Source organism: Devosia equisanguinis, assembly GCF_900631955.1.
GTDB lineage: Bacteria > Pseudomonadota > Alphaproteobacteria > Rhizobiales > Devosiaceae > Devosia > Devosia equisanguinis.
On sequence record NZ_UZWD01000023.1, the window covers coordinates 1 to 15,863 of the forward strand.

Genomic DNA, 15,863 nt, shown 5'->3' on the forward strand with positions numbered 1-15,863 from the left:
AGACCCTACAGCGCATCGCCGGCGGCTGGCCTAACAACCAGATTACCGAACTGATGCCTTGGAACTTCAAGCCATAACGGCCTCGGTTACCCGCTTACCTCTATGCTCGTGTCTCCACAACAGACCAGACAATCCAGCATCAGGAATCACAGGCCCGGCAAGTAGGCTTCAAGATCGATCATGTGATTGCCGATCATGGCCTATCCGGCTTGAGCACCAAGCTCAGGGACAGGCCAGAGGGCAAACGCCTGTTCGATATGCTCAGGAAGGGTGACACGCTGGTTGTCCGTTGGGTTGATCGGCTGGGCCGCAACTACCGGGACGTGTGCGATACGATCCAAGAGTTTCTGGCTAAGGGCGTCACGATCAGAACGGTCATTAACAACATGACCTTTGACGGCGCGACGACCGATCCAATCCAGCAGGCAGTTCGAGATGCTTTGATTGCCTTCATGGCTGCTACAGCACAAGCACAGGCGGAAGCTACCAAGGAAGCGCAGAAGGCCGGTATCGAACATGCTAAGGTTACCGCTGAGGCCGACAAGTACCGGGGCCGTAAGCCCAGCTACAGCAGGGAGCAGTATCAGCTTGTGCAAGACCTGCTCGGCCAAGGCAAAGGGGCGTCGGAGATAGCCAAGGCGACGAACCTAACCCGCCAGACCATTTTGCGGATCAGGAACACCCCAGAACAAGCAGAAGCGGCGTTAGCGGCTTGGAGGATGTGAGGGCGGGCATTCGATGGCTCACCAAATCGCCATAAATGGCTCAGGAAGCGATTTCCAGACCCCTCAGTCACCCATGTAGAGGGCGGAGGCTTTTGCCCGCCAGCGAGCTTCTAAACTGGAAGTCGATCCCGATCTAACCAGTTGATATTTTTCATAGTTCTGTACAATTGGTCTGTAGATGCCACTGTACTAGCATTCCGTAGAGGCCGGATCGGCATGGCGGAAAATAGATCGGGCTTGGCCGATGCGGCCCCATATGCGGAATAACGGGCCGACGTATCGGTCTCATCAGTTTCATTAGTAGCCACTCTACAGGCGTAGGGCTTTAATTGGCTAAGCCGGGAAGGTGCATCGCTAGTGGTCTGCTACTGGTCATGATCCTATTTGGAATAATCACCAGATACCGGATGAGGCCAGTATCGGTATCAAGCCAAGCCTAAGTGGCGCCGGGAATAGCCTAGTGAAAAAGACATGAAAGACCACAATAATTATCAGTTCACATAAGGGTGGACAATTTAGCTGCAGTTAGAGGTATTAGGTATTAGGTATTAGGTATTAGGTATTAGGTAACTAGATAACTAGATAACTAGATAACTAGATAACTAGATAATATCACATATGCAAACTTGTGATGTTATTGAAATACCAGTGAAATAACATAGTATACTATCTATTGAGGCGGGAATGGCCATGAGAGTGTACACGGCGGCGCTAAACACCGGCTCCAGAAACTTCTGCTTTCTTAGCCTCTCTGAGCGCTGACAAGACCGCTTCCCGAGGCGTGCCTTCAGACAGAAGCTGACGGAAATAGTCCGTGCCGCTATCGTCAGGCTCCCGTCCCAATGTCTGCCTGTAGGCTTGTCGAAGGAAAGCCATATCGCTTTCGATCCGTAAAACAGCATCAGGCGGATTATGGGTCACCTTGCGTGCCACAGCCTCAAATAGCCATTCGTCCTTGTGCCCGAGGAACTCGACCTCAAATCCGGCATCATGCAAAGCGGTGGTCAGGCTGACAGTGGTGAAACCATTGTAGTGGTAATCACCGAGATAGTTCTGTGTTCCGAACATGCACTGGAGCAATGTCGCCTGATCTGATGGTGCTTGCCGGTCAGGGCGTTTCATCAGTTCGGCCAGCGCGATCACGTCCGGCACACGGACTTCCAGCAATCCGCCATGTTGCAACACTCTATTCCATTCCCTGAGTGCGGTGGAGCAACGCTCTCTGTGGATGTGCTCAAGAATGTCCTGGGCGAGGGCATAGGCGGCAAAATTGTCGTCCAGCTCTTTCAGGTCCGTAACATCGGCAACCATGTCTGGCTGATGACGGGCATGTAGGTCGATATTGATCCAGCCGTCCCGTATGTCGAATCCACACCCCAAATTCAGCTTCGGGCCTGATGCCGGTTCCGGACGCTCCTGATTCGCTGCAAAACCATTTTCGACTTGCATGCTAGCCTTGTCAGTGCCCAACAATCTCTTCAAGCGATCAACGATGTGCATGGAATATTCCGGAGGTGTCATTAGGCAATCAATGGTGACGCAGCGTGGCGTAGTTGGTGATGTGCACCATTTCCGCCAGTCTTAATGGATCGATCCTGTCCACGAATGCATGTTTGACATTTTCGTCATCGCACAATTCTACCGGATGGATTTTGCCTTCTGGCGTTCCTGCCAGCCGCTTCAATTCCTCGACGTAGGAATAGTAGTAGAATCTGTATAGTGACGTTTCGCCAAGTGATTGCAGGAATGCCTCGTCACTGTCGGCCTGCGCTTTATCCTCGTTGCTCTCGCCGGTACCGGAAGGCTGGTTAGAAGCCATATTAGCGCTCGATGCAGCGGGGCTTTTAACGCCGAAGAACTCACGCTCATATGCAGTAAGCCGCGCCATCATTCCCAGGCTATAGGCTTTCTCGATCATGGTGCCGCGCTGACCACCAAAGTCATTAAGCACATGAAGTCGGGCCAGATGCAGGATGCCTTTCACCGAGGGTAACGCCAGCACCACCATGGCTGTACCGTTCGCCTCGTCCGGCGGTTCACCAGTAGTCAGTGCGTCGAGAAAGACATGGGACCGAACCAGTTCCATGTCCCAGCGGCCTTTCAGCCTGTAGGCCCCGTATGCACCGGCAGCTATCACAGCAAAAATAAGCCATCCCATCCGTACTACCTCCTTCGATCCATCCCGAGTGAACAGGCGAAAAATATAAGATTTTCTTATATTCGGTAGTGAGCGCTTACGCGACTGTTGAATCGGATGTCAACAGCGCATGCCAAAATCTCTCTATACTGAACGGCACAAAGCTATCGCAGCGATGATCGCTAAAACGCGGCGCGACAATGGCTTCACGCAAGTTCATGTTGCGGAATCCATGGGGGGAGGCTGGAGCCAGCCGATCATAGCGAGTATCGAGCGGGGAGGCCGACGACTCGACTTAGTAGAGTTGATCAAGCTGGCCGACATTATTCAGCTAGACCTACACGAGCTGATCGATCATCTGCGCACGATCCCCGACGAGTGATCAGTACCGCTCCAGCGCGTCTTTCAACTGCGTTACCGTATAGCCCTGCTTGAAATAGTGCTGCTGGGTAACGCCTTCTCGTGTATGGCCGACGATGGCCTTCACAAGGTTTTCCTCCACGCCTGCTTGCATGAGGCGCGTGACCATGGTGTGCCGAAGGCTATGGAATACAAGCGCTTCCGTTTTTATGCCCAGTTCCACGAGGAAACGCTCATTGAACCAGCGGCCCAATGTGCGGCCATATCCCTCCTTGGCACTGTAGGAGAAATCCGGAAACAATCTTTCGGCACCGCGTTCCCGCACCACCGAAACGTAGTCGAGAAACCCGTTCTCCAAGAGCTGGCTATGAATGGGGACACAGCGACGGGACGACATGTTCTTGAGCTTCTTTCCCTCACCCTCATCATTGAGGTCAAAGCACCATATGCCGTCTATCTGACGAATGTCCTTTAGATGGATTTGGCAAATCTCATTGAGGCGAGCGCCGCTGTAGATGCCGATGAGCGGCCCCCATTTCTGGAACTCCTTGCGGATCAAGCCAGCTTTGTTGGTCAACAGCTCACGGAGCATGTGATCAACCTGGGCAGGAGAAAAGGCGTCCCGATCTGCTTCCTGGCTACGCCTCTTCTCGCGTAAACTCACGCCGTCAAAGGCGTTCTCCTGGACGTAGCCATTCCGTCTGGCCCAGGCGAACAAGGCCGCATATGTCTGGAGATAGGCATTGATCGTCCGGACCGTCAGCGTCTCTATGCCTTTAAGCTCAAGCACGGCTTCAAGGGACAAGCCCCTTGTCTTGGGATTCTTGTTCCGGTTCTTGGGGTACCGAAGCAGGGTTTCTTTCACCTTCTGTGCTTCGGGTGCACGGACCGAGCCAATATCCCGACCTTTCCCCAGTATCTCTTGCAGCACATCAAGATATTGGCGCTTCTGGTCCGCAGAGTGACGCGTCCAACGCTCTGCCCGCATCTCCTCATCAACAAATCTTTGCACGATCTTCTCAAGCGTGACCTTGGGGGTTTCATCCCTAGCTTGGTCACTCTGCACAGGCATGCTGTCGGTATAGGAGTAAGTACCGAGAGACTGATCGTAATCCAGCGCGGCCTTACAATAGTCCCGATACGCACGACGCATCTCGGTGCGGAACTGCGCATAGGCATCTGTGCCGGGTTCGAGCGTCAGTCCGTATCGACGGGAAAAGCCGTCAATTAGGTCGTCATCTGACTGAACCAGACCATTGAAGATGTCCTGCTTGGCCTGTTCCGCCTCTTGCGCGAAAGCATATCCGTTCGAGAGGGCGGCAACCTCCAGATGGTCGAGACGACCATGGGCGGCAATATGGTCCTGCTTGCGCTGCAAAGCCACCCTGAAGTGATTTTTGAGAACGGCGCGCATCTCATCATAGCGCATGATCGACGCTGCTCCCTTGGCCATGAGTTGTTCGGCCTCATAACTGAGCCAGCGGGCCATTTGCAACGCCTCCCGAGGCTCTCTGGTGCCAAGAGACACTTTTATCGAGCTGACCCTGCCCGATGGATGAAACCGCCTTGGCAGAGGCCAGCGGAGCCGGAAAACGCCATGCCGGGATCGTTCGAGATAAGTCGGATTTTGCACCGCGATGCACCCCTGGAATGCACCACCTGCGTTTTCGACTTCCAAGCCTTTGATTGTAAAGGGAATGGTGGAGCTGAGCGGGATCGAACCGCTGACCTCGTCATTGCGAACGACGCGCTCTCCCAACTGAGCTACAGCCCCGCACCGACGCCGTATATGGACAATATCGCCCCCAAGGGCAAGAGGCCGGCAAGCAGATGCCCCGCAGCGCAGTCGTCACAGGGTGACGCGGGGACTAGACGAGGCCGTGCTCAACAAGGCTCCTGCCGGTGGCGATGACCGCTTCGGGCGTCCCGATCAGTGGACGGCCGAGCAATCGCGGCGCCCGCGTGGTGTCAAGGCGCTTGGGCGTGCCGATCTCGTGCATATTGTCCCGAATGTCGCGGTCAAAGAGAGCCGCTAGACGCACGATCCAGTTGGGCAGGGTGGCGGTGGGCACCCGACGGTTCGGGAAGGCCGGACGCAGCACGGCGCCCACCTCGGACATCGCATAGACACCCTCGGCGGCGATGCAGCGCTGGCCGAAAAAGGCCGGATCGGTCATCGCCGCGACATGCAAGGCCACCACATCGCGCACGTCGACACAGGCCATGTAGAGGCGCGGAACGGCGGGCAGGCGGCCGTCGAGAAGGCGACGGACCAGCAAAGATGAGGTGCCCGGATCGCTGTCCAGCAAGGGCCCGAAAATGCCGGCGGGATTTATGACCGACAGCGTGTTGCGACGCCCCGCGCTCTCGACCATCTGCCAGGCCATACGCTCGGCCAGGGTCTTTGATGCCGGATAGGCGCCGGTGCTAGGGGCATCCTGCCGGGTCCAGTCGGCCTCCGTCAGCAGCCGCTCATAGCTCTTGTGGCCATATTGGATGGCGGCGATGGACGAGGTGAGAACAATGTGCTCGACATTTGCCCGCAGCGCGGCACCCAGGGCACGGCGCGTACCCTCGACGGCCGGACGAATAAGCTCCTGGGGGTCCTTTGGGGTTTCGAGCACGAAGGGCGAGGCCGTATGCTGCAGATAGCGCACCCCGCTCATCGCCTCGTCCCAGCCACTGTCGCTCAAGAGATCGAGGGCGACGAATTCGAGCTGTGTCACATCGCCCCCGGCGGCGGCGAGGGTTTCCCGCACCGCCGCAGCCCACTCGAGGTTGCGCACGCTGCCCCGGACGGTGTAGCCAGACTTGAGCAGGGCGAGGGCGAGATGTCCGCCAAGAAAGCCGGATATACCGGTGACGAGAACGCGATCGGACATTGCTGTCTCCTGTAAGAGTTGAACGATATATACGAATACCGTTCAATAAGTTCAATAGGTGAGATGTGGCAACAGCGCGGGTGGCGGAAAAGCGGCGGCGAATGCTGGACGCGGCAAGGGTGGTGATGCTGCGCGACGGACTGCGCGGCGCCACCATGGAAGCCATTGCACGCGAGGCCGGCATCGCCAAGGCTACGCTCTATGCGCAGTTTTCCGACAAGGATGCGGTCTTCGGTGCACTGGTGGTGTCGCTGCGCGACACGCTGCTGGCCGCATTCGAAGACGGCATCGACAGTGATGGGAGCGCCGCCGAGCGTATCGGATCGGCTCTGGCCGCCCACTATCTGGCGCTGTCGCAAATCCTTGAAGGCTCGCCGCATGCAAGCGAACTGATGAGCGAGCACAAGCGGCTCGGCGCCTCACTGCGCGACACCGATCTTGCCATGCAGGATCGCATGACCACCGCTCTCGCCCAGGCCGGCGCAACGGCACCAGCAGACCTGGCGCGTCTCCTCTCGGCGGCCAGTTATGGCATTGCGCTCAAGACCCGCGACGAGGAAACCATGGCGGCCCACATAAGGCTGATGTGCCGGCACGTGATCGATGGCGAGACCATAGCGGCACACCCTGCTCACGCAGAAATCATCCAAGGCAATTAACCCTCAGCCGATCTGCCCACTTCTTGCCAGCTTGGCTGTGTTAACCTCAGATTAAGCCTGCCCCGCGCGGGCACTTCAAAGGGGACCAGATGCAGCTCAAGCCCAATGCTTTTCGCCTGCACGAAACGGCGCGCGGCGTCGAAACCATGTCGCGCTTCGCGCTGGCGGTGCTGTCCCTGGCCTCGGGGGTCTACACCTATCTTGGGGTGCGGGGCCTGCTCGATGGTTCGGCCACCTTCGTCTTCTTCGCTGCCATCGTCTATTCGGCCGCGGTCTCGGTCGCCATCTATGCCTTCTGGACCTATATGATGCGCTTTGTGCCCTTGGTGGTCAGCGGCACGCAGCGGATCGGGCTGTTTTTCACCATGGCCATTGGCTGCGCCATGATCATCGCCATGAGTTCCTGGCTCAATGCCGCGGCACTGGCCGGCTCGGCGGCACTGGAACAGCACATGGCGGTGACGCTGCAAGGCTATGCCGAAGATCTGGATCAAGCCCATGCCAATGCCCTGGCCAGCCAGAGCCTGTTGCCCGACGTGCAGCGGGCGGCGGAGCGCTTTGCCGCCCTGGCACAGGACGAGCGGGAAAGCGGCGCACTGACCGGCACGCAGGGCTCGGGCAGCGTCGTGCAATTGCTCAGCCAGATGAGCCTGCAGATGAACCAGCTGGCCGCGACCATCAGCGGGTCGCGCGGCGAGGTGACGACGCTGTTCACGCAAGGATCGGAGCGGTTGGCCACCATGCGCGAGCTGGTATCGACACCCGGCGCCATCGAGCCGCGTTCCGACAATTTCCAGGCTGAGGCGGTGCAGCTTTCGGCCATTATCGCCGCCTTGCAGCAGACCGATGTTGCCGCTTCGGTCAAGCGCGCCGCAGCCGATCTTTCGGCCGGCTTCATTGCCCCGGTGGCCGATGGTCGCTCCGCCGAACTGGCCAACCGGCAGGATCAGGTGATGGAGACCGTGCGGACCTCGGTGGCGGCCCAGTCGACGGCGCTGAGCGCCGCGGCCGATGAAATTCTCGCCACGCCCAAGGTCGAGCAGCGGCGCTTTGTGCCGCTCTCTTCGGCCGAGGCGGTGATCCGCTACTGGGGCGACTTCATTCCATCCTGGGCCGGAGCCATCTCCATCGATTTGCTGCCGGTGGTGCTGGTTCTGGTGCTGATGATCGTCAATGACGCCATGCGGCGCGAAGCCGAGACGCTCAAGGAGGCCGAGACCATTACCGCGGCGGAAATGCTGCGGGCGATGACGCTTTATCGACGCATGGAAGCCGAGGGGCTCACCCTGCCCAGTGTGACCGCACCTGTGGTGCAGCAACCGGACAATGAGGTTGCAACTGAGGAGCCGAAGGCTGCAGAGGCGGCAGTGACACCCGCGCCTGCCGGGACCGACGATGGCACGGTCACTCCGATCGAGACGGCGCAGCGCAAGCGTGGCGACGGACCGCGCCCGGCATGAAGACCCAGGCCAATGCGCGAGCCCCCACCGATGATGGGCCGTTTTACCGCGGCGTGATCGCCGCACTGGCGCGCATCGAGGACGGCACCATTCTGCGTACAGCGTTTTTCGTACTGCTCGCCGGGACCGTGGGGGTGCTCTATGTCGACTATCGCGAGCTCAGCGCCAACCAGGCCGAGCTCACCCGCGTGCCGCAGCCCATCTTGCCACCCGCCACCACGCCCGATGGCACTGAAGGCCGGCCGCGCCCGCCAGTGACCAGTGCGCCGGACATTCTCGACGCACCTTTGGAGATCGTCCTTGGAACCGGTGGTGAATTGCGGCTGACCGGCACGATCGACCCGGGGTCTGCGCAACGCTTTGCCGACGAAATCGCGGCGCGCGGCGAATATGTCGAGACTGTATCGCTCGATTCCCCGGGCGGCTCAGTCGACGATGCCTTGGCCATGGGGCGGTTGATCCGTGAAAAAGGCCTTTCCACCAAAGTCGGCGCGGGGCAGCTTTGTGCATCTTCGTGTCCGATCATTTTCGCGTCCGGCACCAAGCGGCTAGCGGGCGCGAATTCAGCGATCGGCGTGCATCAGGTCTATGCCGCAGCGCTCAGTGCCGACCCGGTCGATGCCCTCAGCATGGCCGGCATCGCCATGGCCGATGCCCAGGTTGTCACGGCCGAGATCACCCGGCATCTGACCGAGTCCGGCGTAGACCCGGCCATGTGGCTGCATGCGCTGGAGACGCCCCCGGACCGGCTCTACTATTTTTCGCTCGAGGAGATGGAACGTCTTCGCCTTGTCACCGATGTGACAGAAGAGTGAACGCTACCAGCGGAACCGAAGGAGGATCGGGTCCGTTTGGCCGTATTGATCATAAGTGGAGGGAGGCCACACATGTCCAATGCACATATGCTGACCCGGCATCGGGATATTCAAAACTGGGTTGCCGGGCGCCGCGGCATGCCGGCGATCGCTCGGGTGCGCAACAGTTTTGGCGAGGAACAGGCACAGCTGCGGCTGACATTCTCCCGCAATATGGAAGGGCGCGAAGACATCGGAATGAGCCCATGCTCGTGGAGTGCGTGGCTGGCCGAACTCGACCGGCAGCAGTTGGCGCTGCGAATCGAGCCTAGCGGGCGGTGTGAACTGGTGTCACGCGCCAGCATGAACTAGGCACTCTAAACCGGCACCTTGTCCTCGCGTGGCGCAATCGCAATGGCAACAAGGCTCGGCCGCGTTTCGGTTTCTGCAATACAGACCCGATCGCGGCCGTTCGACTTTGCCTCATAGAGCGCAGCGTCGGTGCGCCGCAGCAAGTCAGGAAGGCGGTCGCTGGCGCGAAACTGCGACACGCCGAACGAGGCTGAAACAGGCCGATCGATGCCGTGCTCCTCAAGCGCCACTCGCGAAAAAACGCTGCGCACCGTTTCGGCATAGAGCCGGCCGGCAACCAGATTGGCGCCAGGAATGAAGACGGCAAATTCTTCGCCCCCCATGCGACCGATGACGCTGTGCTCGCTGGCCACCTGCTTGAGCACCCGGCCGAAGGCGGTGATGACGGCGTCGCCGGCAGCATGACCGAAACTGTCATTGATCTGCTTGAAGTGATCGAGGTCGGCCACCACCATCACGGCTGGCACACCCGAGCGCAGGGACAATGACAGGGCCTTGTCGGCCCGGTCCTCGAATCCACGGCGATTGAGCAGTCCGGACAGCGTGTCGGTCTCCGAGCGCGCGGTAATGTCGGCCATCACGTCGCGCACGATGATCAGCAACAGGACGATGCCATTGCTGATCAGCATGACTGCGCCGGTTGTCTGCGAGATCGCGGCATAGCTCGAGGCCAGATAAAGCTGCGGCGACGCCCCTGAACCCAGTACGGCGGCGATGAAGGGCTTGGCCAGGAAATGCAGGCCCGCAGCAATGAACAAGGTCAGCAAAGCATAATCGAGCGCACCATTGCCGCGATGCCGCAGGATAATGGCGGCGCCCACGAGCAGCATCACCGAATAGGGCGCTTGATAGGCGAGCCCACGCACCAGATCTGTGCGTGGCATGTCCAGAATGAGGAGATAGCCGATCAGCGACGCGCCGGTCAGCACCAGAAGCAGGCGCCAGGGCGGTTGCTGCCGATAATGGCGGGCCAGGCCAATGCAGCAGCCGGCAAGCGCCAGCACAAAGCTCATGGCGATGATCAGGCTGACCGGGCGGTGGTCGGTCTGATAGGGCAGGATGAATTCCATCACCGCCGTGACCATGCCCAAGCAATAGGAGAAAGCCAGCCACATCGCACCACGGGACGAACGCTGGAAGGCCGCGACACTGCCGAAGGCAATGGCAAAAATGCCCGCCACGAAGAGGTTGATCGCCAATAGATAGGCTGCGGCAGTCATGGAGCGTCTTCTGTTGTCGGCGGCGCGTGCAGTCTAGACTGTGGCACCCAAAGAGACGTTAACGAAAGGGCCCGGATCGCACTTGTGAACAAAGTGCCCCCCGCGCAGCGCCCTCACGCCCGCGCCGCAATGCCGAGGGCATCAGCCAGCAGCGCATAGGACCGCCGGCGCAGCTCGTAGGAATGGATGGTCGTGGTGATCATCACCTCGTCGGCGCCCGCTGCCCTGGCCTTTTCGCTGATGGTTTCGGCCATGCTTCCTGGATCGCCCACCAGCCACAGGCTCGACTGATGATCGATGACCTGCTGTTGCTGCGGGGTCAGCTTGTGATTCATCGCCTCCTCGGGCGCGCTCAACTGCCGCTGTTCCCCGGTGACGAAACGGGCCCAGTTCACCTTCTGGGAGATCGAGAGATAGTCGGCCTCGTCCTGTGTCGGCGCACAGATCACCGACAGGCACAAAATGGTGCGCGGTTCGGGGAAATCCACCGAGGGCACGAAAGCGGCCCGATAGGCTTCAAAAGCCGGCGCCGCCGGCGTATGCGAAAAGTGGGCGGCAAAAGCGTAGCCAAAGCCGATCTGGCCCGCCGCTTGGGCGCTGGCTCCGGACGAGCCAAGAAGCCATTTCGGTGGCAGGCTGATACCCCCCGGCGACACCGGCACACGCGAGAAAGGATGATCGGCCGGGAAATTTTCCTCATCGAACGCCATCAGCTCGGCGAGATAGGTCGAAAATTCCTCCCCGCCACCGCTGCGCAAGGCGCGCATGGCATAGCCATCGCCACCCGGCGCACGGCCGATACCGAGGTCGATGCGTCCCGGATGGAGCGCTTCAAGGGTGCGATAGGCCTCTGCAATGCGCAGCGGCGCATGGTTGAGCAACATCACCCCGCCGGAGCCAACGCGAATATGTTTTGTGGCCGCCGCCGCGCTGCCGATCAGGATTTCCGGTACTGACGAGGCAATGGAAGGCATGCCGTGATGCTCGGCATACCAGAGCCTGGTATAGCCCAGCCGGTCGGCCTCCTGCGCCAGTCGCACGGTCTCGGCCATCGCCTCGGGCGTCGAACTGCCTTGGGCGATTGGGGCAAGATCCTGGAGGGAAAGTGCGAAGGGCGCTGTCATGAAGCCGGCTTTCAGAGAGTTTGGCATCATCGGTAGATCACGATGAAAGACGCAAAGGTCAAGGCTTGGGCGCAAAAAAATGCCAGGCGGCACCGCCGCGATTGTGTCCGGACTGCTGCACATTGGCCGCGATGCACCACACCGCAGCCCGCATGAATTGACTTTTTAACGCTTTCACCGCCCTTATGCGAACCCATCAGTTATGCGTGAGGGTCGAACAGTGGCGCGAAACAGTGTGATCCTTGCCGGGCTCATAATGCTGGTGGCGACACCCGCTATGGCGCAGAACCTGCTCGATCCGCATCCGCTTGCTGGCGTCGTCGATGAATTGCGCATCGGTCTGCATGCCCATGACGTTCACCACGCCGCCCTGCCCTTTTCGGTCAATCAGTGGCGGCTCAACCAGATCGAGGACATCAGTTTCGATCTGCTTTTCACCTCACCGGACCTGGATGTGTTCCGCTGGCTGGGTTCGCCCCGCCCGGAAGTGGGCGCCACGCTCAATCTCGGCGGCAAGGATTCGATGGCCCATCTCGGCCTCACCTGGCAATTGCCGATTTTTGAAACCCCGGTCTATCTCGAAGGCACGTTCGGCGCTGCCATTCACGATGGCGCACTGACCGGCGCAGCACCGGGCCGCAAGAATTTCGGCTGCCAGGTCAATTTCTACGAACGCTTCGGCGTCGGCATGCATGTCAGTGACAATGTCACCGCCACGCTGACCTATGAGCACACCTCCAATAATGGCTGGTGCCAGGCCAATGACGGGCTCTCCAATTTCGGTCTGCGTCTGGGCTGGAAATTCTAGGTCGGCAGGCTGCCTTGCGAGAAGAACGAGCGGCGTTACCGGGCGTTAGCATTAACGCCTGATTAAAGACGATTTTAATCAAATCTTGCCCATGGCGCATGCACGGCGCCCTATGGTTTCCTCGCAGGGAGACCGACAATGGCACGCTTTCTGACCGGTATCGCGCTGGTCCTGTTCAGTTTGGGGCTGGCAGTGCCTGCCTTCGCGCAAATTCTGCCTTTCGAAGTGCGCGGCGGTGTCTCGGCTACTGGCGTGACCGATCCTGGCGTCAACATGTTCGACCCCGCCCGGTTGCGCGACGCCAATGTGGAGCTGCTTTACACAGTTCCCGATCTCAGCGCCTGGGCGGTATTGGGCGAGCTCCGCCCACACCTGGGCGGCACTATGAGCTTTACCGGCCAGGAAAATCTCATCTATGGCGGACTGAGCTGGACCGTGCGTGCGCCGCTGCTGCCGGTCTGGGGCGAGGCGAGCCTGGGCGGCGGCTGGCAGAGCGGCGCCCTGCAACCGGCCGGCACACCCACCCGCTTCGGCTGCGCCGTGGTGGCTCGAGCCGCAGCCACGGTGGGCGTCGATGTGCTCCCCGGCGCCTCGGTCATGGCAACGCTCTCCCACCTCACCGATTTCGGCGCCTGCAATCAGCCCAATAATGGCCGCACCGATCTGGGCCTCAGGGTCGGCATCCGGTTTTAGCTTTTGCTCCGCTGCAAACGCCTTAGGCGACTTGCCCCGCTGACCAGCCAGAAGCCCAGGCCCATTGGAAATTGTAGCCGCCCAGCCAGCCGGTGACATCCACGGCCTCACCGACGAAGAACAGATTGGGGACGGTGCGCGCCATCATGGTCTTGGCATCGAGATCCTTGGTATCGATCCCGCCCAGCGTCACCTCGGCCGTGCGATAGCCTTCCGACCCCACCGGCTTGAGCGTCCAATTGGTGATCTGCTCGGCGGCGACAACCAGTTTCTTGTCGGAGAGATCGCCGATCATCCCCGGCTGGTCGATCAGATCCCCCACCAACTGCGCCAATCGCTTGGGCAAATGGGCTGAGAGTACGGTCTGCACATGCAGCCTCGGCGTCGCCTTGCGGGCCGCCTGCAGCAGCGCCAGCGCATCCTGACCGGGGAGCAAATTGACCGCGATCGGGTCACCGTCGCGCCAATAGGAGGAAATCTGCAGGATCGCAGGGCCTGAAAGCCCGCGATGGGTAAAGAGCAGCGCTTCTTCGAACCTGGTCTTGCCATGACTGACAATGGCATTGGTCGACACCCCAGCCAGGGGCTTGAGCATTTCCAGAGCGCCCGGCTCAAAGGTCAGTGGCACCAGGGCCGGGCGCGTATCGATGACGTTTAGGCCGAACTGGCGCGCCAGTTGATAGGCGAAGCCAGTCGCACCCATCTTGGGAATGGATTTGCCGCCCGTGGCCACGACGAGGCTCGTCGTCGTGACGATGCCATCCCCGACCATGACCTTGAAACCGTCGGCATCTTGCTCGACGGCGCCGATGGCACGACCGGTCCAGATGGCCACTCCGGCCTGCCTGGCCTCGTCGATCAGCATGGAGACGATCTGGGTTGCCGGACCATCGCAGAACAATTGCCCCAGCGTCTTTTCGTGAAAGGCGATGCCACGCTTCTTAACCCGCTCGATGAACATTTCCGGCGTGAAGCGGGACAAAGCCGACAGCGCAAAGCGCGGATTCTGGCTCAGAAAGCGGTCTCGCCCCAGAATGTGATTGGCGTTAACATTGGTAAAATTGCAGCGGCCGCCGCCAGAAATGCGGATCTTTTCGCCGGGATCGCGGGCGTGATCGGCAACCAGCACCCGCCGGCCACGCCGGCCGGCTTCAATGGCGGCCATGAGCCCGGCTGCGCCGGCCCCCAGGATGATCACGTCAAAATCGGGCATTTCAGGTCCTTCGCGGCTTTGCCCCATCCCTCTCGCAAAGGGCGATGGGGCGCAAGAGGCAAAGCCATCCGCAATGGCGATTGACTCTTTCCTATTTGAGAGTATGAGAAGTCCTGCTTTGCAATAGGAAGCATATGTTCGTCATGGCTCGCATCGGCTCCATCGCCGTATTCGCACTGACCCGGCTCACCACCGGGGGCGCTGCCGCCATGACTAAAACCACCAAAACCGCCTGACGCTTTTCCCCGGGTCGCACTCCCGACGGGGAGAGGCTCAAAGACAAGACCGCGATCAGCCGATCGCGCGGGGGCGGAAAATGGTAAGGGACCGGAGTTCCAAAATGGGTTATCGCGTCGCTGTCGTCGGGGCCACGGGCAATGTGGGCCGCGAAGTTCTCAATATTCTGGCCGAACGCAAGTTCCCGGCCGACGAGGTCTTTGCGCTGGCCTCTTCCAGGTCGATCGGCAAGGAATTGTCTTATGGCGACAAGATCCTCAAGGCCAAGGACCTGCAGCATTTCGACTTCTCGACCGTCGATTTCGCCATCATGTCGGCGGGCGGCTCCATTTCCAAGGAATGGGCGCCCCGTATTGCTGCAGCCGGGGCTATCGTGATCGATAACTCCTCCTATTGGCGCTACCATTCGGACGTGCCGCTCATCGTGCCGGAAGTGAACGGAGACGTGCTCGACCGCTGGCTGGCCGATCCCAAGCGTACCGGCATCATCGCCAATCCCAATTGCTCGACCGCCCAACTGGTCGTGGCCCTCAAGCCGCTGCATGACGCCGCCAAGATCAAGCGCGCCGTCGTCTCGACCTACCAGTCGGTGTCCGGCGCCGGCAAGGAAGGCGTGGACGAACTCTGGAACCAGACCAAGGGCATTTTCGTCAACGACAGCCCGACCCCGCAGAAGTTCACCAAGCAGATCGCCTTCAACGTCATCCCGCATATCGATGTGTTCATGGAAGACGGCTACACCAAGGAAGAGTGGAAGGTTCTCGCCGAGACCAAGAAGATCCTCGACCCCAAGATCAAGGTGACCTGCACCGCCGTGCGCGTCCCGGTCTTCGTGGGCCATTCCGAGGCGGTCAATCTCGAATTCGAAAACCCGATCTCCGCCGATGAAGCCCGCGACCTGCTGCGCGAGGCACCGGGCATCTCCGTGCTCGACAAGCGCGAAGCCGGCGGCTACGCCACCCCGGTCGAGACCGTGGGCGAATATGACACCTATGTCAGCCGCATCCGCGAAGACAATACGGTCGAAAATGGCCTGGCCCTGTGGGTTGTCTCGGACAATCTGCGCAAGGGCGCTGCCCTCAACACCATCCAGATCGCCGAGACCCTGATCGAGAAGGGCTACAAGGCGCGCGCAAAGGCCGCGTGATCTCGCTTATTCTTCTCCCCTCGGGGAGAAGA

15 protein-coding genes, 1 tRNA gene and 1 pseudogene are annotated in these 15,863 nt (G+C 60.0%); 9 read left to right on the forward strand and 8 right to left on the reverse strand.

Annotation, left to right across the window (positions count from 1 at the left end; translation table 11 throughout):
- Nucleotides 1-98: 98 nt before the first annotated feature.
- Nucleotides 99-725 (forward strand): annotated as a pseudogene (locus tag DEVEQU_RS07695) (recombinase family protein); the annotation flags it as partial.
- 711 nt (nucleotides 726-1,436) lie between these two features.
- Here the strand turns inward: DEVEQU_RS07695 and DEVEQU_RS07700 are convergent.
- On the reverse strand, nucleotides 1,437-2,225 hold the full coding sequence (locus tag DEVEQU_RS07700) for a class I SAM-dependent methyltransferase (RefSeq protein ID WP_164550312.1): 789 nt from the start codon (nucleotides 2,223-2,225) through the stop codon (nucleotides 1,437-1,439).
- A gap of 28 nt (nucleotides 2,226-2,253) precedes the next feature.
- Entirely contained in the window at nucleotides 2,254-2,883 is a 630-nt protein-coding gene (locus tag DEVEQU_RS07705; RefSeq protein WP_126150008.1) for a hypothetical protein, read from the reverse strand.
- 109 nt (nucleotides 2,884-2,992) lie between these two features.
- On the opposite strand from DEVEQU_RS07705, the gene DEVEQU_RS07710 reads away from it, so the two are divergent.
- Nucleotides 2,993-3,244 (forward strand): helix-turn-helix domain-containing protein, encoded by a 252-nt coding sequence (locus tag DEVEQU_RS07710; RefSeq protein ID WP_126150009.1) that lies wholly within the window; start codon nucleotides 2,993-2,995, stop codon nucleotides 3,242-3,244.
- On the opposite strand, the gene DEVEQU_RS07715 is transcribed toward DEVEQU_RS07710, so the two are convergent.
- The 3 genes from DEVEQU_RS07715 to DEVEQU_RS07725 all read right to left on the reverse strand — a co-directional run bounded on the left by DEVEQU_RS07715 (nucleotide 3,245) and on the right by DEVEQU_RS07725 (nucleotide 6,104).
- Nucleotides 3,245-4,711, reverse strand: coding sequence for a site-specific integrase (locus DEVEQU_RS07715; protein WP_126150010.1), 1,467 nt, complete (start codon nucleotides 4,709-4,711; stop codon nucleotides 3,245-3,247).
- A 209-nt stretch (nucleotides 4,712-4,920) separates the two neighbouring features.
- Nucleotides 4,921-4,996, reverse strand: a tRNA-Ala gene (locus tag DEVEQU_RS07720).
- A 94-nt stretch (nucleotides 4,997-5,090) separates the two neighbouring features.
- Nucleotides 5,091-6,104, reverse strand: coding sequence for an NAD-dependent epimerase/dehydratase family protein (locus DEVEQU_RS07725; protein WP_126150011.1), 1,014 nt, complete (start codon nucleotides 6,102-6,104; stop codon nucleotides 5,091-5,093).
- 101 nt (nucleotides 6,105-6,205) lie between these two features.
- Between DEVEQU_RS07725 and DEVEQU_RS07730 the strand changes: the two genes are divergently transcribed.
- From DEVEQU_RS07730 to DEVEQU_RS07745, 4 genes are all read left to right on the forward strand, one after another.
- Nucleotides 6,206-6,763 (forward strand): TetR/AcrR family transcriptional regulator, encoded by a 558-nt coding sequence (locus tag DEVEQU_RS07730; protein WP_126150012.1) that lies wholly within the window; start codon nucleotides 6,206-6,208, stop codon nucleotides 6,761-6,763.
- A gap of 89 nt (nucleotides 6,764-6,852) precedes the next feature.
- On the forward strand, nucleotides 6,853-8,223 hold the full coding sequence (locus DEVEQU_RS07735) for a hypothetical protein (RefSeq protein WP_126150013.1): 1,371 nt from the start codon (nucleotides 6,853-6,855) through the stop codon (nucleotides 8,221-8,223).
- The gene (locus tag DEVEQU_RS07740) at nucleotides 8,220-9,038 is read left to right on the forward strand and encodes a COG3904 family protein (RefSeq protein ID WP_223214147.1); all 819 of its coding nucleotides are present in this window, start codon (nucleotides 8,220-8,222) and stop codon (nucleotides 9,036-9,038) included. The genes DEVEQU_RS07735 and DEVEQU_RS07740 overlap by 4 nt, the downstream gene beginning before the upstream one ends.
- 72 nt (nucleotides 9,039-9,110) lie before the next feature.
- Nucleotides 9,111-9,389: a hypothetical protein gene (locus DEVEQU_RS07745; RefSeq protein WP_126150014.1), complete on the forward strand. Its 279-nt coding sequence runs from the start codon at nucleotides 9,111-9,113 to the stop codon at nucleotides 9,387-9,389.
- 5 nt (nucleotides 9,390-9,394) lie between these two features.
- On the opposite strand, the gene DEVEQU_RS07750 is transcribed toward DEVEQU_RS07745, so the two are convergent.
- Both DEVEQU_RS07750 and DEVEQU_RS07755 read right to left on the reverse strand, forming a co-directional pair.
- The gene (locus DEVEQU_RS07750) at nucleotides 9,395-10,609 is read right to left on the reverse strand and encodes a GGDEF domain-containing protein (RefSeq protein ID WP_126150015.1); all 1,215 of its coding nucleotides are present in this window, start codon (nucleotides 10,607-10,609) and stop codon (nucleotides 9,395-9,397) included.
- Between the two features lie 113 nt (nucleotides 10,610-10,722).
- The gene (locus DEVEQU_RS07755; RefSeq protein ID WP_126150016.1) at nucleotides 10,723-11,733 is read right to left on the reverse strand and encodes an LLM class flavin-dependent oxidoreductase; all 1,011 of its coding nucleotides are present in this window, start codon (nucleotides 11,731-11,733) and stop codon (nucleotides 10,723-10,725) included.
- Between the two features lie 220 nt (nucleotides 11,734-11,953).
- Between DEVEQU_RS07755 and DEVEQU_RS07760 the strand changes: the two genes are divergently transcribed.
- Nucleotides 11,954-12,541, forward strand: coding sequence for an acyloxyacyl hydrolase (locus DEVEQU_RS07760; protein WP_164550313.1), 588 nt, complete (start codon nucleotides 11,954-11,956; stop codon nucleotides 12,539-12,541).
- A 138-nt stretch (nucleotides 12,542-12,679) separates the two neighbouring features.
- Nucleotides 12,680-13,234: a hypothetical protein gene (locus tag DEVEQU_RS07765; protein ID WP_126150018.1), complete on the forward strand. Its 555-nt coding sequence runs from the start codon at nucleotides 12,680-12,682 to the stop codon at nucleotides 13,232-13,234.
- Between the two features lie 22 nt (nucleotides 13,235-13,256).
- Here the strand turns inward: DEVEQU_RS07765 and DEVEQU_RS07770 are convergent, their stop codons facing one another.
- On the reverse strand, nucleotides 13,257-14,447 hold the full coding sequence (locus tag DEVEQU_RS07770) for a BaiN/RdsA family NAD(P)/FAD-dependent oxidoreductase (protein ID WP_126150019.1): 1,191 nt from the start codon (nucleotides 14,445-14,447) through the stop codon (nucleotides 13,257-13,259).
- A 340-nt stretch (nucleotides 14,448-14,787) separates the two neighbouring features.
- Here DEVEQU_RS07770 and DEVEQU_RS07775 point away from each other — a divergent pair, with 340 nt between their 5' ends.
- Nucleotides 14,788-15,831, forward strand: coding sequence for an aspartate-semialdehyde dehydrogenase (locus DEVEQU_RS07775; protein ID WP_126150020.1), 1,044 nt, complete (start codon nucleotides 14,788-14,790; stop codon nucleotides 15,829-15,831).
- The last annotated feature ends 32 nt before the right edge of the window (nucleotides 15,832-15,863 follow it).